Below are 18,883 nucleotides of genomic sequence, written 5' to 3' on the forward strand. Positions count from 1 at the left end.
CTTCGCCGCCCGGCGAATGATCCAGAAACCTGTCCTGAACGATGGAAGACAAATGAAAACAGTTGGCATGTATCTCGTCGACCTGCTCGCCGCGTACGGCGTCGATACGGTGTTCGGCATTCCCGGCGTGCACACGATCGAGCTGTACCGCGGGCTGGCCGGCAGTACGCTGCGTCACGTGAGTGCGCGCCATGAGCAGGGCCTCGGCTTCATGGCGGACGGCTATGCGCGCGCGACCGGCAAGCCCGGCGTGTGCTTCGTGATCACCGGCCCCGGGATGACGAACATCGCGACGTCGATGGCGCAGGCGTTTGCGGATTCGATTCCGATGCTGGTGATCTCGAGCGTCAACGCGTCCGGCGATATCGGCTCGGGCAACGGCCATCTGCACGAACTGCCCGACCAGCATGCGTTCGCGGAGAATGTCGCCGCGTTCAGCTATACGGTGCCGCGCGCCGACGCACTGCCGCAGGCGATCGCGCGCGCGTTCGCGGTGTTCTCGGGCGGCCGGCCGCGCCCGGTGCATATCCAGATCCCGCTCGACGTGCTCGCGGCGCCGGCCGACACGTTGCCGCCGGTGCCGGCGGCGCCGCCGCGCATCGCACCCGGTCCCGCATCGGCCGACGGCATCGACGCGCTGCGCGCGCAGGCGGCTGCCGCGCGCGCGCCGCTGATCCTGGCGGGCGGCGGCGCGCTCGACGCGTCCGACGACGTGCGGTGGCTCGCCGAAGCACTCGATGCGCCGGTCGTGATGACGATCAACGGGCGCGGCGTGCTGCCGCCCGCGCATCCGCTCGGCATCGCGTGGTCGGCGTCGAGCGACGCGGTGCGCGCCCTGATGCGCGACAGCGACCTGATCGTCGCGCTCGGCACCGAGCTCGGGCCGACCGATTACGACCTGTATGCGACGCGCAGTTTCTCGATGCCCGCGCCGCTCGTGCGGATCGACATCGATCCCCAGCAGCTGTGCCGCAATGCGGTGCCCGCGCTGCCGTTGCTCGGCGACGTCGGCGAAACCCTGCGCGCGCTGCGGCGCGTATGGCCCGGCGACGCGGGCGCCCGTGCGGATCGCGACGGCGTCGAACGCGCAACGAAGTGCCGTGCGGCGGCGCGACAGGAACTGAATGACGAAATGTGCCGCGATCTCGCGCTGCTCGACAGCGTGCGCGACACGCTGCCCGATGCGGCGATCGTCGGGGATTCGACGCGCATCGTCTACGCGGGCAACGTCGGCTTCGCGGCGCCGCGCCCGCGCAGCTGGTTCAACGCGTCGGTCGGGTTCGGCTCGCTCGGCTACGGGCTGCCGGCCGCCGTCGGCGCGAGCCTCGGCGATGCGTCGCGGCCGGTGGTCTGCCTCGCCGGCGATGGCGGATTCCAGTACACGCTTGGGGAGCTCGGCACCGCGGTGCAACACCGTGCGCGCGTGATCGTCGTGCTGCTGAACAACGGTGGATACGGGGAAATCAAGCGCGCGATGGTCGACGGCGGCGTCGAGCCGGTCGGCGTGGATCTGCATACGCCGGATTTCGTCGCGATCGCACGGGCGTACGGATGGGGCGCGCAGCGCGTCGACGAGGGTGCTTCACTGGTCGGGGCGCTCAGCGAGGCGGCGGCGCATGACGCGCCGTATCTGATCGAGATTCGCGCGTGCTGAAAACGCGAACGGCCTCGCGATGCGAGGCCGTCGGGTGCGCCGCCGGGTTGCCGGCGGCGATGATGCGTCAGGTCGCCGGCGCGCCGCGTTACGCGCGCTTGCGGGCCGTCTTCGGCGGCGGCAGGAACGTATCGACGACGCGCAGGCAGCTCGCCAGCGCGTCTGCCGCGGTAAAGGACGTCGGGTCGCGCGCGAGCTCGAGCCAGAACCCGTCGATCACGGCCGTCAGCGTCAGCGCGGCGAGATCGCTGTCGACGGTCCCGCCGCGCACTTCCGCGATCTGGTCGAACAGCTTCTTCAGGGCTTGCCGGTAGCCGGCGTACAGCTCCTTGTGTGCCTTGCGGATCACCGGGTCGCTATGCGCGACACTCCAGAAGCCGAGCCACACCTTCACGTTCTTCGGCGCGAACACCGGCGCGGCGAAACACACCTTGATGATCGCGTCGAGCTTGTCCTCGGGGCCGGTCGCGTTCGCGGCGGCCGCGCGCGACACGTCGAGCAGGTCGGACGCGAGCCGCTTGTAGGTCTGCGCCATCAGCTCGTCTTTCGACTGGAAGTGATGGTTGATCAGCCCGCGCGACACCTTCGCTTCCGCGCAGATGCGGTCGATCGTGGTTTCCGAATAGCTGTAGCGCGCGATACAGCGCATCGTCGCGTCGATGATCGATTGCTGCCGCACCGCGGGCGTTTCGCGGATGCCGCGGCTGCGGGCCGGAACCGGTGCGCTGCCAGGAGTCTTTTTCACGGGGTGACCTTACGGAATCGTCATGGCACCGATTATAGGGGAGTGTCGGACGCTTGTTCAATTACACCATCGAAAGCAGCGTGGAACCCGCGAAAACCCTTGCTCCAGGATGATTGAAATCTGTTGAACCACCGTTCAACAGCGCCTATACTCGACTCCGCATGAGGTTGGTCGGCCATTCAACAAGACGCCGCGGTCCCGCACGGGACGGGCATGAGAATTCGACACAGGAGACAGCATGTTGGCGCGGGTGGAGAGCGTGAAGGCGGCCGTCGACGAGCGCGTGCAGGTGACGGATCTGCACAAGCGGTTCGGCGAGCTGGAGGTGTTGAAGGGCGTGTCGCTGAGCGCGCGCGAAGGCGAAGTGATCTCGCTGATCGGCGCGAGCGGCTCGGGCAAGAGCACGCTGCTTCGCTGCATCAACCTGCTGGAGACGCCCACCCGCGGACGCATCGTGGTCGACGGCGAGGAGATCGGCCTGAAGGTCGACCGCAAGGGCCGCACGGTGCCGACCGATCCGCGCCAGGTCGAGCGCATTCGCACGCGGCTCGGGATGGTGTTCCAGAGCTTCAACCTGTGGGCGCACCGCACGGTGCTCGAGAACGTGATCGAGATGCCCGTGCACGTGCTGCGCGAACCGCGCGCCGAAGCGATCGCGCGCGCCGAGCAGCTGCTCGAACGCGTCGGCCTTGCCGACAAGCGCAACGTCTATCCCGCGTTCCTGTCCGGCGGCCAGCAGCAGCGCGTCGCGATTGCGCGCGCGCTGGCGATGCGGCCCAGGGTGATGCTGTTCGACGAGCCGACGTCCGCGCTCGATCCCGAACGCGTCGGCGAAGTGCTGAAGGTGATTCGCGATCTCGCGTGCGAAGGCCGCACGATGATTCTCGTCACGCACGAAATGGCGTTCGCGCGCGACGTGTCGAACAGGGTGCTGTTCCTGCACGAAGGGCGCGTGGAGGAGAGCGGCACGCCGGCCGAGATCTTCGACGCGCCGCAGAGCGAACGCTGCCGCCAGTTCGTCAACGCGCATCGGCAACGCCACTGAACCGCGGGCGCGGCCCGCGCGTGCCAGTACGGGCGGCTGCCCCGATCCCTATCTTTCCCGCAAGGAGTCCGACCATGAAACGTGTCGTACGCAGTCTGCTGTGCCTGTTGAGTCTCGTCCTCGCGGCGCTCGCGCCGTTCGGTTCCGCGCACGCGTCGTCGGGCGTGCTGCGCTTCGGGGTCGCGGCCGAGCCGTATCCGCCGTTCCTGATGAAGAGCCCGACGGGCCAGTGGAGCGGCTTCGAGGCCGATCTGATCCGCGCGCTGTGCGACCAGATGAAGGCGAAGTGCGAGATCAAGGAAGTCGCGTGGGACGGCATCATCCCGGCGCTGCTCAGCGACAAGATCGACGTGATCTTCAACTCGATGTCGATCACGCCGGAGCGCCAGAAGGTGATCGCGTTCTCGCGGCCGTACTACGAGACGCCGGGCACCTTCGTCGGAGCGAAGAACCAGAAGCTCACGCTGACGCCGGACGGGCTGAAGGGCAAGGTGATCGGCGTGCAGGGTTCGACCGCGAACGCCGAGTTCATCAAGATGGCCTACGGCAAGACCGCGACGGTGCGCCTGTACAACACGCAGGATGACTGCAACGCCGACCTCGTCGCCGGCCGCATCGACACGATGTATCTCGACCAGCTCGGCATTCTCGATTTCCTGAAGTCGAAGGACGGTTCCGCGTTCGAGCTGAAGGGCCCCGGCAGCGTGAAGATGGACCCGGCGGTCTTCGGCTACGGTGTCGGCGCGGGGATGCGCAAGGCCGATGCACCGCTCAAGCAGCAGATGGACCAGGCGCTCGAGCAACTGCATGCATCGGGCAAGTACGCGCAGATCGCGAAGAAGTATTTCCCGATCGACCTCTGGCCGCACTGATCGAGCGCACACGGGCGTCACGCACGGACGAGGGGGCGGCATGGACGGTTGGGGATGGGTGAGCTACCTGGGCATGGACCCGGACGGCTGGGGCGTCGCGCTCTTGCAGGGCGCGGGCGTGACGCTCGAGATTTCGCTCGGCGCGTTCGTCGTCGGCATCGTGCTCGGGCTGCTGGGTGCGGCCGCGAAGCTGTCCGGCGTGCGGGTGCTGGAGCGGCTCGCGCAGGGCTACACGACGCTGTGCCGCGCGGTGCCCGAGCTGCTGCTGATCCTGCTGCTCTATTACGCGGGCACCGACGCGATCAACCTGCTGATGACGGCGATCGGTGCCGGGCCGGTCGCGGTCAACGGCTTCGCGGCGGCCGTGATCGTGCTCGGCATCGTGCAGGGCGCGTATGCGGCCGAGATCATCCGCGGTGCGATCCTCGCGATCCCGTACGGGCAGATCGAGGCGGCGCGCGCGTTCGGCGCGCCGCCGTCGCTCGTGTTCCGCCGTGTGACGCTGCCGGCGATGGCGCCGTATGCGCTGGCCGGCTTCACGAACCTGTGGCTGATCCTCGTGAAAGACAGTGCGCTGATCAGCGTGGTCGGCTACAGCGAGCTGCTCTACACCGCGAAGCAGGCGGCCGGGTCGACGCGCGAGTACATGCACTACTACCTGATGGTCGCGGCCGTGTACTTCGCGATCACGTCGCTGTCCGGCATGCTGTTCCGCGAGATCGAGCGGCGTTTCGGCCGCTGGATGCCGGCATCGTGAGCCGCGCCGGGTCTTCTCACGTATTTTTTGACCGAACCGGATCAACGTCATGGATCTGAGCGTACTGTCTTCCTACGGATCGCTGCTGCTGCTCGGCGTGCTGACCACCGTCAAGCTGCTCGTCATCTCGGCCGTGTTCGGCTTCGCGCTCGCGATCGTCGTCGCGTTCGCGCGGCTGTCGGGCAACCCGGTCGTCGCGCGCGTCAGCAAGGCGTTCACCGAAGTGATACGCGGCACGCCGCTGCTCGTGCAGATCTACCTGATCTACTACGGCGTCGGCTCGCTGTTCGCCGGCTGGCCCGCGCTGCGCGACAGCGTGCTGTGGCCGTTCCTGCGCGACGGTTTCTGGTATGTCGCGTTCGCGCTGGTGATCAGCGTCGGCGCGTATGTCGGCGAGGTACTGCGCGCGGGCCTGCGCGGCGTACCGAAGGGCGAGATCGAGGCGGCGCGCGCGATGGGGATGCGCCCGTCGATGATCGCGCGGCGCGTGTGGCTGCCGCGTGCGATCCAGATCCTGCTGCCGACGCTCGCGGGCGAGACGGTGATGCTGCTGAAATCGACCGCGCTCGCGTCGACGGTCGCGGTGATGGACGTGCTCGGCGCCGCGAACTACATTCGCGCGCAGACACTGCGGACCTACGAGCCGCTGCTGGCGATCGCCGTGATCTATGTCGTGCTCGCGTTCGTGATCGAACGCGCGTTTGGCCGGCTCGAGCGGCGTGTGCCGGTACGCATGCCGCGGTGAACGAACCCTTGAAGAAGCGGCGGCCGCTCGGACGCCGCGCGACGGAGAACGCATGAACTATTCGAAGCTGGTCGATCGCCTGCAGGGCAAGCGCACGACTGCATGGGACATTCATTACGCGGCACAGGCGGCCGTCGCGGCGGGCGAGCCGGCGATCATCCTGAGTGTCGGCGATCCCGACTTTCCGACGCCGGAGATCATCGTCGAGCGTGCGGTCGCCGCGCTGCGCGGCGGCGATACGCACTACAGCGAAGTACGGGGCCGCGCCGAACTGCGCACGGCGATCGCGCGCGAGCATGCGAAGGCGTCCGGGCAGGCGGTCGGTGCCGAGCACGTGATCGTGACGGCCGGCGCGCAGAACGCGCTGTTCGCGATGGCGATGTGCCTGTGCGAGGCGGGCGACGAGGTGATCGTGCCGGAGCCGATGTATCTGACGTACGAAGCCAGCGTGCGCGCGTCGGGTGCGACGCTCGTGCCGGTGCCGGTCGATGCGTCGCGCGGCTTTCATCTCGACTTCGACGCGCTCGAAGCGGCCGTGACGCCGCGCACGAAGGCGATCTTCTTCGCGACGCCGTGCAACCCGACCGGCGTCGTGCTGCCGCGTGCCGATCTCGAACGCATCGCGCGGCTCGCCTGCGAGCGCGATCTGTGGGTCGTGTCCGACGAGGTCTATGCGGAACTGACGTTCGAGCGCGACCTGGTCAGCATCGCGTCGCTGCCGGGGATGGCCGAACGCACGGTGACGATCGGCAGCCTGTCGAAATCGCACGCGATGCCCGGCTGGCGGGTTGGCTGGGCGATCGGCCCGGCCGAGCTGATCGAGCACGCGGAGCGGCTCGCGCTGTGCATGCTGTACGGGCTGCCGGGCTTCATCCAGCAGGCGGCCGTCACCGCGCTCGACAACAAGGCCGCGATCGTCGCGGACATGCGCGAGCTGTACCGGCGCCGCCGCGACCTGGCCTACGCGCGCCTGCGCGACGTGCCGGGGCTGCGTTGCCTGCTGCCGGAAGCCGGCATGTTCATGATGGTCGACGTGCGCGGCACGGGGCTCGACGCGCACGCGTTCACGTGGGGATTGTTCCGCGCGAAGCAGGTCGCGCTGCTCGACGCGAGCGCGTTCGGCGATACCGCATCCGGCTTCGTGCGCTTCGGCTTCGTCGTCGACGATGCGAAGCTGGCCGACGCATGCGAGCGCATTGCGGCATTCGTCGCGAGCCTTGGCGCGGATTCGCGCGCGGTGTCGTGATGGGCGAGCCGAACCCGAAGGAGGACGGACGATGATCGAGGCGCTGACCTGGCAGGTGCCCGGCGACGGCGGGCAGCCGCTCGCGATCCGCGCGTGGCGGCTGTCGGGCGGCGACGGGCCGTGCGTGCATCTGCAGGCCGGCGTGCATGCGGACGAGATCGCCGGCATGCTCGTGCTGCACCGCTTGCTCCCGCAGCTGTGCGCGGCGCACGATCGCGGCATGCTGCGCGGCACGGTGACGGTGGTGCCGCAGGCGAACCCGCTCGGGCTCGCGCAGTTCCGGCAAGGGCGGCTGCTCGGCCGCTTCCACGATGCAACGCAGCGCAATTTCAACCGGCATTTCCATGAATCGGCCGCGGCGCGCCGGCCCGCGACGACATTCGCCGCCTGGCAGCGCGCGCTGTTCGACGCCGCGTGCGGCGCCGATATCGTGCTCGACCTGCATACCGACTCCGAGGCGCTGCCGTATCTGTACGTGCAGCGCGAAATGTGGCCGGCCAGCCGCGATCTCGCGGCGGCGCTCGGCGTCGACGTCGCGATTCTGTGGGACGAGGACGACGACGGCGCGTTCGAAGGTGCGATCGCCGCGCACTGGGCGCGCAACGGCGGCCTGCGCGAACGGCTCGTCGCAACGGTCGAGCTGCGCGGGCAATCCGACGTATCCGATGCGCTCGCCGAGCGCGATGCCGACGGCGTGCTGGCGTTCCTGCGCGGCCGCGGCGTGATCGCGGAGCCTGCCGGCGCGCACGACTGGCACGGCGAGGCCGTGCCGATCGCGCACATGGAGACGGTGCTCGCGCCGGTATCGGGCGTGCTCGTGTACGAACGCGAACTCGGTGCGACGGTCGCCGCGGGCGAACGCATCGCGCGGATCGTCGCGCATCCGGGCGTGCCCGGCAGCGAGCACGTGCTGGTCGCGCCGCAGGCCGGACGCATCGTCACGCGCAATCGCGAGCGGCTGGTCGCGCAGGGCGACGTCGCGCTGAAGCTGACGGGTTCGCGTCCGTCGGCGGGGTGGTCGGGCGGCGCGCTCGATCCATGAGCGACGCGGCGCGCGACCATCCGCCGGTCGAGAACGATCGAACTATTGCATCCGGGCCAACCCGCGTCGCGGTGCCGAACTGACGTCGACGTGACGGCGCGCCCCGTGCATGGCCGCGTACATCCATCAAGCATTTCGCTTCCGACAGCGGCGCTACGCCCGTTCCGCTAGGGAAAACCATAGTGCACTCGCGAAAGACCGAGTAAGCGCGCAGTCAGCTTCGCTGTTCAGAATCGCCGAACTCATTCAAAAAGCAAACTAGGAGACAGGCGATGCATGATGGGTTGGTGAAAAAAATCGAAGCGCATCCGAAGTATGCGCAGCTCAAGCGACGGCGCAACACGCTCGGTATCTGCCTGACCGTGCTGATGCTGATCGTGTACTACGGCTACATCGCACTGATCGCATTCGACAAGTCGTTCCTCGCGAAGCCGGTGAGCACCGGCGTGACGAGCGTCGGCGTACCGGTCGGCATGGCGGTGATCGTGTTCACCGTCGTCATCACCGGCATCTACGTGCGCCGCGCGAACAACGAATACGATCAACTGACGCAGGACATCCTGCAGGACGTCGCCCAATGAAGAAGACACTTTCGATGGCGCTGGTCGCGCTGCTGGCCGTGGGCGTGTGCGGCGTGGCCGTCGCGGGCGGCGGCGATGTCGGGCAGACCGCCAAGCAGGCCACCAACACCACGGCCATCGTCCTGTTCGCACTGTTCGTGGCCGGGACGTTGTGGATCACCAAGTGGGCGGCGTCGCGCACGCGTTCCGCGGCGGATTTCTACACGGCCGGCGGCGGCATTACCGGGTTCCAGAACGGCCTCGCGATCTCGGGCGACTACATGTCGGCGGCATCCTTCCTCGGCATTTCCGCGGCGGTGATGACGTCGGGCTACGACGGCCTGATCTACTCGATCGGCTTCCTGGTCGGCTGGCCGATCATCACGTTCCTGATGGCCGAGCGGCTGCGCAACCTCGGCAAGTTCACCTTCGCCGACGTCGCGGGCTATCGCTTCGAGCAGGGGCCGATTCGCAGCTTCGCCGCGATCGGCACGCTGGTGGTGGTGGCGTTCTACCTGATCGCGCAGATGGTGGGCGCGGGGCAGCTCATCAAGCTGCTGTTCGGTCTCGACTACTGGGTGGCGGTCGTCATCGTCGGCGCGCTGATGATGGTCTACGTGCTGTTCGGCGGCATGACGGCCACCACCTGGGTGCAGATCATCAAGGCGTGCATGCTGCTCGCGGGCGTGACCTTCATGGCGATCATGGTGCTCGCGCAATACGGCTTCAGCCCGGAAGCGCTGTTCGCCCATGCCGTGGAAGTCAAGACCGCGATCGCCGCGAATGCCGGCAAGGCGCCGGACGACGCGACGCGGATCGGGCTGTCGGTGATGTCGCCGGGCGGGTTCATCAAGGATCCGATCTCGGCCATCTCGTTCGGCATGGCGCTGATGTTCGGCACCGCCGGCCTGCCGCACATCCTGATGCGCTTCTTCACGGTGCCGGATGCGAAGGAAGCGCGGAAATCCGTGTTCTGGGCCACCACGTGGATCGGCTACTTCTACGTGCTGATCTTCATCATCGGTTTCGGTGCGATCACGCTGGTACTGACCAATCCGGAACTGGCCGACGTGGCCAAGGGCGTGATCAAGGGCGGCGCGGGCACGGCCAACATGGCCGCGGTGCTGGTGGCCAAGACGGTGGGCGGCGACGTGTTCTACGGCTTCATCTCGGCCGTGGCGTTCGCGACGATCCTGGCGGTGGTGGCCGGGCTCACGCTGTCGGGCGCGTCCGCGGTGTCGCACGATCTCTACGCGACCGTCTTCAAGAACGGCAAGGCCAACAGTGCCGACGAGCTGAAGGTGTCGCGCATCACGACGCTGGTGCTCGGCGTGATCGCCGTGCTGCTGGGCATCGCGTTCGAGAAGCAGAACGTCGCGTTCATGGTGTCGCTGGCGTTTGCCGTGGCGGCATCGGCCAATTTCCCGGTGCTGTTCCTGTCGATGATGTGGAAGGGCTGCACCACGCGCGGCGCGGTCATCGGCGGCTTCCTCGGGCTGGTCTCGTCGGTGGGGCTGACGATCGTGTCGCCGTCGGTGTGGGAGGCGACGCTCGGTTATCCGAAGGGTTCGGCGTGGTTCCCGTACACGTCGCCCGCGTTGTTCTCGATGACCATCGGCTTCGTCGGCGTGTGGCTGTTCTCGGTGCTCGACACGAGCCTGCGCGCGAAGGCGGAGAAGGGCGCGTTCGCCGCGCAGCAGGTGCGTTCGGAAACGGGGCTGGGGGCGACGCGCGCCAGCAGCCACTGACCTATCGTTAGTCGCTCACGCCCGCGCCGGGGCCCCCGATGCAGTCCATCGCATCGCGGGCCCCGGGCGGGCGGAATCGTTTTCATCCGTCCGTGGAATTACGCCACGGTAATAAAAAATCGCGAATTCGACTGAATTCGTCGATAATGCGCAAACGTTTTACGAAAGCCCGATTGCGGCTAATTCGCGGATTAAATAAATAAAAATAAAATATCCGAACCTGGAATTTCCGGGCCGCGCAGGATCGCCGATCGAAGCCTTGTGGCAGGAGGTTAACGGCAGATCCCGGCAAATCTTTAGGGCGCTTTCGTCACAATTATTCATTTCATTTTTATCAATGAATGAATGATTTTCGGTCATCGGAGCGTCATACACCATCCCCGATAATTCGGCGCTCACATTCTTTCAATAGACCAAACGGCGATCGAAGCCGGATCGCTGCGGGGAGCTGTACTCATGACCATCCGTCATCGCATTACGCTGCTAGTCGTCCTGACGTTCTTCGCGCTGTCCGCGATCGGCATCTATGCCGTGTACCAGACCCGCAAGAGCGCGTCCGAGGTACGCCAGGTCACCCAGGGAATCGTGCCGAGCGCGCTCGCGTCCGCGGATCTCGTCGCCGATGTGAAGAACATCCAGATCGCGACGATGACGCTCGTCTATGCGCCCGACGCGAACACCGCCGCGCAGGCGCGCGACGAGCTGAAGGCGAAGCAGGGCGCGCTGCGCGCCGCGCTCGACGTGCAGGCGAAGTCGGCGGTCGGCCAGGCGCAGGTCGGGCTCGTCTCGCAGGCGAAGGAGAGCGCCACGAACTATTTCGCGGCAATCGACGACACCGTGAAGATGAAGGCCGACGGCAAGCCCGAGATGGCGCAGGCGTACCTGTTCGCGAACGTCGCGCAGTATCGCGACGAACTCGAAAGCATCGTCGACACGCTGCGCGTCGAGAAGAACCGCCAGAAGGACGACGCGATCAGCGCGCTGAACGGGATGCTGTCGACCACGGCGACCGCGATCGCGGGCGTCGCCGGCACGGTGATCGTGCTGCTGACCGCACTGGGCCTGCTGCTGTATCGCCAGATCACGCGCCCGCTGATCGGGATGCAGACGGCGATGAGCGAGATCGCGACGAGCCAGGATTTCACGCGCCGCGTGCCGGTGGGCCGGATGGACGAAATCGGCCATTCGATCGTCGCGTTCAACGGGATGATCGAGAAGATCCAGGAGAACTCGGCGCAGCTCAAGCAGAAGACGGCCGACATCCAGGCGATGCTGCAGAATATGCAGCAGGGGATCCTGACCGTCGTCGAAGGCGGCGTCGTGCATGCGGAGTATTCGGCGTACCTCGAAACCATCTTCGAGACGAGCGACATCGCGGGCCGCGACCTGATGGCGCTCGTGTTCGACGACTCGAACATCGGTTCCGACGCGCGCTCGCAGGTCGATGCGGCCGTGCACGCATGCCTCGGCGAAGACAGCATGAACTTCGCGTTCAACGAGCACCTGCTCGTGAACGAAGTCGCGAAGCGGATGCCGGACGGCCGCGACAAGTGGCTCGACCTGAGCTGGTCGGCGATCACCGACGAGACCGACACGGTCGTGCGCCTGATGCTGTGCGTGCGCGACGTGACCGAGATTCGCGAGCTGACCGCGCAGGCCGGCGAGCAGCAGCGCCGCCTCGAAATGATCGGCGAGATTCTGTCGATCAGCCAGGACAAGTTCCACGACTTCGTCCACAGCGCGAAGGGCTTCCTCAGCGAGAACGAGCGGATGATCCGCCAGCACGAGCGCGCCGATCACTCGATCGTCGCGGCGCTGTTCCGCAACATGCACACGATCAAGGGCAATGCGCGCACGTACAGCCTCCAGCACCTGACCAACATCGTCCACGAGGCGGAGCAGGCGTACGACTCGCTGCGCCGCGCGGACGGCGGCCCGGAGTGGAACCGCGACGCGCTGATGGACGACCTGGCCCGCGTGCGCGACGCGGTCGAGCACTACGCGACGATCAACGCGGTCACGCTCGGCCGCAGCGGCGAAGCGGTGCAGGGCGCCGACTTCCTGATGGTCGAACGCGCGCACATCAGCGAGAGCCTGCGCGTGCTCGACGGTGCCGATCCGGCGAACGCGTCCGACTGGCACGCGGCGCGCGACGCCGTGCGCCGCATGTTGAGCCAGCTCGGCACGCAGGGCATCGGCGATGCGCTCGGCGGCGTGATCGAGTCGCTGCCGTCGCTCGCGGCCGAACTCGGCAAGCCGGCGCCGGTCGTGCATATCGACAGCCACGGCCACCGCGTGCGCAGCGAAATCGCCGCGACGCTGAAGAACGTGTTCATGCACCTGCTGCGCAATTCGATGGACCACGGGATCGAATCGTCCGACGAGCGGCGCGCGGCCGGCAAGGCGGCGTCCGGCACGATCGATATCGCCGTCGGCGTGGGCGGCGGCGAGCTGTGGTTCGTGCTGAGCGACGACGGCCGCGGCCTCGCGCTCGACCGGATTCGCGGCATCGCGCGCGAGCGCGGCTGGATCGATGCCGGCCACGACGCGGCGCTGTCCGACGACGAGGTGGCCGAGCTGATCTTCCGGCCGGGTTTCTCGACCGCGAGCACGGTGACCGAAGTGTCGGGGCGCGGCGTCGGCATGGACGCGGTGCGCAACTTCCTGAAGCGCGACGGCGGCGACATCGCGCTGCGCTTCACCGACGATCGCGTCGGCGCGCCGTATCGCGCGTTCGAGACGATCGTGTCGCTGCCGGCCCGCTTCGCGGCGGACGGTGCCGCCCAGGGCGTCGTGCACGAACGTGCGCGCAGCGCGGACATCGGCGCGGCGGAGTGACGACGTGATCGGGCAGGCGTGGATGATCCAGATGGCCGCCGCACTGGCGGGCGGTGTCGTCGTCGCCATCGTGGCGGTGGTGGTGTTTCGCGTGACGCGCACGCGGCTCGTCGCGGCGCACGAGCGCGATGCGGCGCAGTTGCGCGGCGCGCTCGACGCAGCCGACGCGCGCGTCGCCGACGTCGCGTCGGCGCATGCGGAGGCGGCCGATGCATGGGCGCAGCGCGAGGCGCAGCTCGAGGATGCGCTGGCGCGCGAGACGTCCGCCGCCGGCTCGCAGCGCGACGCCGTGCAGGCGCTGTCGGCCGATCGCGCGGCGCTCGCGCAGCACGCGATGAAGATCGCCGATGAAGCCGCGCGCCTGCGCGGGCTCGCCGGCACGTTCGAGCGCTGGCACGAGCAGATGATCTCGCTGACCACGCAGAACCAGGACATGCGCGCGAAGAACCAGGAGCTGTCGGCGATCGTCGCGCACGTGTCGATCGTGTCGCTGAACGCGTCGATCGAGGCCGCGCGCGCCGGCGCGGCCGGGCGCGGCTTCTCGATCGTCGCGAGCGAGGTGCGCGGGCTGGCCGCGCGCTCGCAGCAATTGTCGAACAGCTATCGCGACAGCCTGAACCGCAACGATCTCGTGACGGCCGCGACGTTCCAGGACATCCAGGCCGGCGGCAAGATGATCACGGCCGCGCTCGCGACCGTCGAGACGCTGGCCGGGCAACTGCACGCGCGGATCGAAGGAGGCGCGGCGTGATCAGCGCGCAGGCGAAAGCCGGCTTCGAACGGATCTTTTTCGATGCGGCGCGCACGCGGCTCGCATCCGGCGGCGCGTGCGACATCCGGCCGGCTGCCGGCCACGCACATGATGGGCAGGACCACGCGCCCGCGAGGTCGCGCACGAAGCCGAAGGTGCCCGAGCATGTCGCGGTGCTGACGATCTCGGCGCTGCATTTCCGCCTGCTGCTCGCGCTGCGCTTCAGCGACGACGACGCGACGCGCCGCCGTTTCGCCGGCGCGACGGCGGGCACGAGCAGCCAGCGGCCGTTGCCCGAAGCGTTCATGGAAGTCGCGAACCTGTGCTGCGGCGCGATCAACCAGGCGCTGACCGTGCCGTTTCCCGACCTGGGGATGTCGACGCCTTATCTGCTGAGCGGATCGAGCATCGACTACCTGCCCGCGCTGGCGCCGGATCACGTGGCCGCCTACGACCTGACGCTCGACGGCGACGTGCGGGTCGGCGCGACGTTGTGCGTGTGCGCGAACGCGCCGGTCGATTTCCATGTGCCGGAGACGGCCACGGTGGATACCGGCGGCGAGCTCGAACTGTTCTGACCGACCCTGACAGATCATTAGGAAACCTTGAGATGACCCTGGACAAACCCGTCAGCAAGGTGCTCGTACTCGACGACAGTCGCGCGCACGCCGACGCGATCAAGCGTTTCTGCGACGAGCACAACCTGGTCGGCCTGACCGTGCGGCGCAGCCGGTTGCTGAAGGTGCTGCGCTCGAACATCGACCTCGGCGCGATCCTGCTGGCCGAGGATTACGGCGGTTCGCCGGCCGAGAGCGCGATCATCGCGACGCAGATCGATGCGCTGCGCCCCGAATTGCCGATCATCCTGCGCCGCGAATCGCTCGCGTCGCGCGACGGGTTGCCGGAGGCGCTCGCGCGCGTCGCGTGCGCGGCCTACGTCGCGGACGACATGACGCCGCTCAAGCGCGCGATCGACGAATACCTGTTCGGCCGCGACTACCCGAACGCACTCGTGCGCGGCATCTCGGAGATCACGGAGACGCGCATCGACAGCCTGTTCCCGGGCATGACGATCGAGCACGAAACGCCGTGCATCGTGCGCGACCAGATCATCTTCGGCGAAGTGTTCAGCCTGATCGCGCTCGAAAGCGCATGGTGCCGCGGCTACATGCTGCTGCAGACGAGCGAGCAGCCGCTGCTCGACATGCTCGGCGGCACGCGCGAGGCCGGCCGCGCGCCGGATTTCCGCGACGTGAACAGCGTGCTCGGCGAGCTGACCAACCTCGTGTGGGGCGCGTTCAAGAACCGCTATCTCGGCGACGCCGAGGCGCTGGCGCGCCATCCGGTGCAGGTGCCGCTCGTCGTCAATCACAAGCAGAAGTTCATCTCGTTCGGCGGCGATTGCCCGCAGCTCTGCTTCAAGTACCGGATGACCGACCCGGCATCGGGGCGCTCCGTCTGCCTCGACCAGCGCTTCGTGTTCAGCCTCAGCTGGTCGCCGGAGGATTTCCGCGAATCGGTGCAGGACGTGGGGCCGATGGTCGAATCGGGTGAACTCGAACTGTTTTGAAGACTGAAGTCAGCAACAAGGAAAGGAAGGGGAATACGACATGGCAAAGATTCTGGTGGTCGACGATTCGGGCACGGTGCGCGACGAAGTCGCGGGCTTCCTGCGCAATCACGGGCTCGACGTCGCGACGGCCGTCGACGGCAAGGACGGGCTCGCGAAGCTCAAGGCAACGCCCGGCGTGCGCCTCGTGATCAGCGACGTGAACATGCCGAACATGGACGGCCTGACGATGGTCGAGAAGATCCGCGGCGAGCTGGCGAACTCGACGGTCAACGTCGTGATGCTGACGACCGAAAGCAGCCCGGCGATGAAGGAGCGCGGCAAGGCCGCCGGCGTGAAGGGCTGGATCGTGAAGCCGTTCAAGGGCGAAGCGGTGCTCGACGCGCTGAAGAAGCTCGCGGGCTGACGCCCGTCGGGGGGCGGCGCACCCGCGCCCGCCCGCGCGCTCAGCGTTGCGGTTCGGGTTGCGCGGCCGCCGCGTCGCCGGTGGCGGCCGGCACGCGTGGTGCGGGCGTCTGCCATTGCACGACGATCATCCCAGCGAAGATCAGCGCGACGCCCGCGATGCGGCCGGGGGTCGCAAGCCGCTGCGCGAGCCCCATCAGCCCGTAGTGGTCGATCAGCAGCGACGCGAGCATTTGCCCGGCGACGACGCAGACGATGAAGGTCGTCGCGCCGAGCCGCGGCGTCAGGATCAGCGCGAGCGTGATGTAGATCACGCCCGCGAGGCCGCCGAGCCACATCCACAGCGGGCGCTGCAGCGCGTCGCCGACGAGCGGCGCGTTCGCACGCGTCGCCAGCAGCACGGGCAGCACCGCGAGCAGGCTCACCGTCAGCGACGCGACGCTCGCCCACAGCGGGTGGCCGAGCGTGCGCCCGAGCGCGGCATTGCTGCCGCCTTGCAGCGGCACGAGCGCACCGGCGACGAAGGCCGCGACGGCGAGCGGAAGGGTGGCGAAGGACAGGGAAGTCGTCATCTTGGTCGGTCGTGAAAGGATGTTGAAATGATTGTTGTCCATTAAGATCACGAATGGAAATTCGTTCTTCGGATGCTTCATATTCCTTTCATGAATAATCTGGCCCGCATCGACCTGAACCTGCTCGTGACGCTGCATGTGTTGCTGAGCGAAAAACACATCTCGCGTGCCGCCGTGCGGCTGCACCGCAGTCAGCCGGCCGTGAGCCATGCGCTCGCGCGGCTGCGCGACATCTTCGGCGATCCGTTGCTCGTGCGGCGCGCGGGCCGGCTCGAACTCACCGCACGTGCGAACGAACTGGTCGAGCCGCTGAACGACGTCCTTGGCCGGCTCGGCGCGCTGATCGAGCCGCCGGCGTTCGATCCGTCCGCGGCCACGCGCGTGTTTCGCATCGCGATGTCCGACTACGGCGCGCGGATCGTGCTGCCGGCGCTCGTGAAGACGTTGCGCGCCGACGCGCCGGGCATCGAGCTGATCGTGTCGCAGGCCACCCGCGAGGCGATGCGGATGCAGCTGATGGACGGCGAGGTCGATCTCGCGCTCGGCGTGTTGCCCGCGATGCAGCGCGACCTGCACGCGCAACCGCTGTTCGTCGAGTCGTTCGCGTGCGTGGCCGATGCAAGCCGCCTGCCGCGCCGCGGCGAACTCGCGCTCGATGCGTGGCTCGCGCGGCCGCATGCGCTCGTCGCGATGCGCGACGGGATGGACAACGAGGTCGATCGCGCGCTGGCGCGGCTGCGGCGCGAGCGGCACATCGCGGTGATCCTGCCGTTCTGGGGTGTGGCGAACGACCTGATCGCCGACACCGACCTCGTGCTGACCGTCGCGCGGCGCAACCTCGACCGCGTGCGCGACGATGCGCGGCTGCGCGTGTTCGAGCCGCCGTTCCCGATCGATTCGTTCGAGTTCGCGCAGCACTGGCACGCGCGCCGGCACGGCGACGCCGCGCACATCTGGCTGCGGCAGACGATCGCGCGCGTCGCGAGCGGCGGGTAGCCGCGCGGCGTGGCCGGCGCGACGCGCGCGCAATTTACAGCGCGCCGCGATCTCCGTATCCTGCCGGATGCCGAGGGCGGCGTGCCTGCGCGACCTGCGCGACCTGCGCGACCTGCGCGGCACGCACGGCATCCACAACAATCAGGAACGGGACACCTTCCCATGACAATCAAGATCGATCGGGCGGCGCTCGTGCGCGGCGCATGCGTAACGCTGATGGCCGCGCTGGCAGGCGGATGCGCGAACACCACCGGGCAGCCGAATGCCCAACAGGCTGCCGTCAGCAGCGGTTCGTCATACACGTGCAACGCCACGCAGGCCGACGGGCTGGTGACGGCCGGGAAGGGCGTCAACGGGTGCTATTTCGTGCTGCACGATCCCGCGACGAAGCAGCCGCTGCCGAACACGCGCTATGCGTTCGCGCTGTACACGAGCGCGGCCCAGGACAACCGGGAACTCGAAGTCGAAGGATCGACCGACGCACAAGGGCGCACGGCCTACATGCGCTCCGCTGCGCCGATCGATGCGGCTCGCATGGTGCTCGTCCGCACGATCGGCGACGGCCCGACGGGGCGCATCCCGGTGCTGGTCCGGCCGCAGGACGGCAAGCGCATTCCGTTCGCGACGTACAAGATCACCGGCTGCAACGGCCCGTACGAAGGTGTGACCGACGAAACGGGGCGCGGGGTGATGTACCGCTGCAAGACGAAGTCGAAGATCGACGTGTCGTTCCAGCAGTCGCGACCTTGAGGTGAGCGCAATGGTGTCCGGATCCGGTCGCACCGACGCGCAGCAGACGGAAACGCTGATCGCGAAGGGCGTCGTCTTTACCATCGTCGGTACGTGCCTGCTGATCGGCGCTGCCCTGTACGCGCAGTCGACGCGCGAATTCCTGCGGACGTCGGTCGTCGTGCCGGGGCGGGTCATCAAGCTGAACGCGGGCCCGCATCATCCGGAGATCGCGTTCACGACGCTCGCGGGCGAGCACGTCGAATATCCGCAAGGCGGCGAGGTCAGCGTGGAGGAGGGCGCAACGGTCGAGGTGCGCTACGCACCCGATGCGCCCCATATGACGGCGCGGATGAATACGTTCGGTGCGATCTGGGGGGGCGTACTGACCTTCGGCGGGATGGGCGCCGTCTTTTTCCTCGTCGGCGCCAGTCAACTGCGCTCGGGCGTGCGCGCGTGGCGCGGCGGGCGCAAGCGGACGTGACCGAGTGAGCCTGCTGCACCCCGACTGGACGTCGCACGGAATGTGGAGGAGCATTTCATCATCACGGTGCCGTGAACGTGCACGCATCATCGCCGCGCGTTCGCGCCGCATCGAATCCTGCCGA

Annotated in this window: 20 protein-coding genes; 17 read left to right on the plus strand and 3 right to left on the minus strand. The window is 67.8% G+C overall.

The window, feature by feature from the left end; translation table 11 throughout:
* Window positions 1–52: 52 nt before the first annotated feature.
* On the plus strand, window positions 53–1,654 hold the full coding sequence (locus CFB40_RS23155) for a 5-guanidino-2-oxopentanoate decarboxylase (RefSeq protein ID WP_089432491.1): 1,602 nt from the start codon (window positions 53–55) through the stop codon (window positions 1,652–1,654).
* 88 nt (window positions 1,655–1,742) lie between these two features.
* On the opposite strand, the gene CFB40_RS23160 is transcribed toward CFB40_RS23155, so the two are convergent.
* On the minus strand, window positions 1,743–2,399 hold the full coding sequence (locus CFB40_RS23160; RefSeq protein WP_256976886.1) for a TetR family transcriptional regulator C-terminal domain-containing protein: 657 nt from the start codon (window positions 2,397–2,399) through the stop codon (window positions 1,743–1,745).
* Window positions 2,400–2,658: 259 nt separating this feature from the next.
* On the opposite strand from CFB40_RS23160, the gene CFB40_RS23165 reads away from it, so the two are divergent.
* From CFB40_RS23165 to CFB40_RS23200, 8 genes are all read left to right on the plus strand, one after another.
* Window positions 2,659–3,444 carry an ABC transporter ATP-binding protein gene (locus tag CFB40_RS23165; RefSeq protein ID WP_373452696.1) on the plus strand — a complete coding sequence of 262 codons (786 nt, stop codon included), beginning with the start codon at window positions 2,659–2,661 and terminating at the stop codon, window positions 3,442–3,444.
* A 74-nt stretch (window positions 3,445–3,518) separates the two neighbouring features.
* Window positions 3,519–4,316 carry a transporter substrate-binding domain-containing protein gene (locus tag CFB40_RS23170; protein ID WP_089432492.1) on the plus strand — a complete coding sequence of 266 codons (798 nt, stop codon included), beginning with the start codon at window positions 3,519–3,521 and terminating at the stop codon, window positions 4,314–4,316.
* A gap of 40 nt (window positions 4,317–4,356) precedes the next feature.
* A complete protein-coding gene (locus CFB40_RS23175; RefSeq protein ID WP_089427796.1) occupies window positions 4,357–5,073 on the plus strand; it encodes an ABC transporter permease in 717 nt (238 codons plus the stop codon).
* Window positions 5,074–5,122: 49 nt separating this feature from the next.
* Window positions 5,123–5,818, plus strand: coding sequence for an ABC transporter permease (locus CFB40_RS23180; protein WP_089432493.1), 696 nt, complete (start codon window positions 5,123–5,125; stop codon window positions 5,816–5,818).
* Between the two features lie 52 nt (window positions 5,819–5,870).
* Window positions 5,871–7,064 (plus strand): pyridoxal phosphate-dependent aminotransferase, encoded by a 1,194-nt coding sequence (locus CFB40_RS23185; protein WP_089432494.1) that lies wholly within the window; start codon window positions 5,871–5,873, stop codon window positions 7,062–7,064.
* Between the two features lie 31 nt (window positions 7,065–7,095).
* The gene (locus CFB40_RS23190; protein ID WP_089432495.1) at window positions 7,096–8,106 is read left to right on the plus strand and encodes a succinylglutamate desuccinylase/aspartoacylase domain-containing protein; all 1,011 of its coding nucleotides are present in this window, start codon (window positions 7,096–7,098) and stop codon (window positions 8,104–8,106) included.
* Between the two features lie 272 nt (window positions 8,107–8,378).
* Window positions 8,379–8,687, plus strand: a complete 309-nt coding sequence (locus CFB40_RS23195; protein ID WP_043179330.1) for a DUF485 domain-containing protein — start codon at window positions 8,379–8,381, stop codon at window positions 8,685–8,687.
* Window positions 8,684–10,414, plus strand: coding sequence for a cation acetate symporter (locus CFB40_RS23200; protein ID WP_089427792.1), 1,731 nt, complete (start codon window positions 8,684–8,686; stop codon window positions 10,412–10,414). Before CFB40_RS23195 ends, CFB40_RS23200 begins: the two co-directional genes overlap by 4 nt.
* 159 nt (window positions 10,415–10,573) lie before the next feature.
* Here CFB40_RS23200 and CFB40_RS23205 read toward each other — a convergent pair whose 3' ends face one another.
* Window positions 10,574–10,813, minus strand: coding sequence for a hypothetical protein (locus CFB40_RS23205; protein ID WP_089432496.1), 240 nt, complete (start codon window positions 10,811–10,813; stop codon window positions 10,574–10,576).
* A 57-nt stretch (window positions 10,814–10,870) separates the two neighbouring features.
* Here CFB40_RS23205 and CFB40_RS23210 point away from each other — a divergent pair, with 57 nt between their 5' ends.
* The 5 genes from CFB40_RS23210 to CFB40_RS23230 are packed head-to-tail and all read left to right on the plus strand — an operon-like array spanning window position 10,871 to window position 15,979.
* Window positions 10,871–13,252, plus strand: coding sequence for an MCP four helix bundle domain-containing protein (locus tag CFB40_RS23210; protein ID WP_089432497.1), 2,382 nt, complete (start codon window positions 10,871–10,873; stop codon window positions 13,250–13,252).
* A gap of 22 nt (window positions 13,253–13,274) precedes the next feature.
* Window positions 13,275–14,003, plus strand: a complete 729-nt coding sequence (locus CFB40_RS23215) for a methyl-accepting chemotaxis protein (protein WP_089433287.1) — start codon at window positions 13,275–13,277, stop codon at window positions 14,001–14,003.
* Window positions 14,000–14,581, plus strand: a complete 582-nt coding sequence (locus CFB40_RS23220) for a hypothetical protein (protein WP_089432498.1) — start codon at window positions 14,000–14,002, stop codon at window positions 14,579–14,581. Before CFB40_RS23215 ends, CFB40_RS23220 begins: the two co-directional genes overlap by 4 nt.
* Window positions 14,582–14,613: 32 nt before the next feature.
* On the plus strand, window positions 14,614–15,573 hold the full coding sequence (locus tag CFB40_RS23225) for a chemotaxis protein CheX (RefSeq protein WP_089432499.1): 960 nt from the start codon (window positions 14,614–14,616) through the stop codon (window positions 15,571–15,573).
* Between the two features lie 40 nt (window positions 15,574–15,613).
* Window positions 15,614–15,979 (plus strand): response regulator, encoded by a 366-nt coding sequence (locus CFB40_RS23230; RefSeq protein ID WP_089432500.1) that lies wholly within the window; start codon window positions 15,614–15,616, stop codon window positions 15,977–15,979.
* 40 nt (window positions 15,980–16,019) lie between these two features.
* On the opposite strand, the gene CFB40_RS23235 is transcribed toward CFB40_RS23230, so the two are convergent.
* A complete protein-coding gene (locus tag CFB40_RS23235) occupies window positions 16,020–16,550 on the minus strand; it encodes a DMT family transporter (RefSeq protein ID WP_089433288.1) in 531 nt (176 codons plus the stop codon).
* 90 nt (window positions 16,551–16,640) lie between these two features.
* Here CFB40_RS23235 and CFB40_RS23240 point away from each other — a divergent pair, with 90 nt between their 5' ends.
* From CFB40_RS23240 to CFB40_RS23250, 3 genes are all read left to right on the plus strand, one after another.
* Window positions 16,641–17,546: a LysR family transcriptional regulator gene (locus CFB40_RS23240; protein ID WP_089432501.1), complete on the plus strand. Its 906-nt coding sequence runs from the start codon at window positions 16,641–16,643 to the stop codon at window positions 17,544–17,546.
* A gap of 162 nt (window positions 17,547–17,708) precedes the next feature.
* Window positions 17,709–18,296, plus strand: coding sequence for a hypothetical protein (locus CFB40_RS23245; RefSeq protein WP_089432502.1), 588 nt, complete (start codon window positions 17,709–17,711; stop codon window positions 18,294–18,296).
* Between the two features lie 10 nt (window positions 18,297–18,306).
* A complete protein-coding gene (locus CFB40_RS23250) occupies window positions 18,307–18,759 on the plus strand; it encodes a DUF3592 domain-containing protein (RefSeq protein WP_089429129.1) in 453 nt (150 codons plus the stop codon).
* Window positions 18,760–18,883: the final 124 nt, after the last annotated feature.

The organism is Burkholderia sp. AU31652 (genome assembly GCF_002223155.1).
GTDB lineage: Bacteria > Pseudomonadota > Gammaproteobacteria > Burkholderiales > Burkholderiaceae > Burkholderia.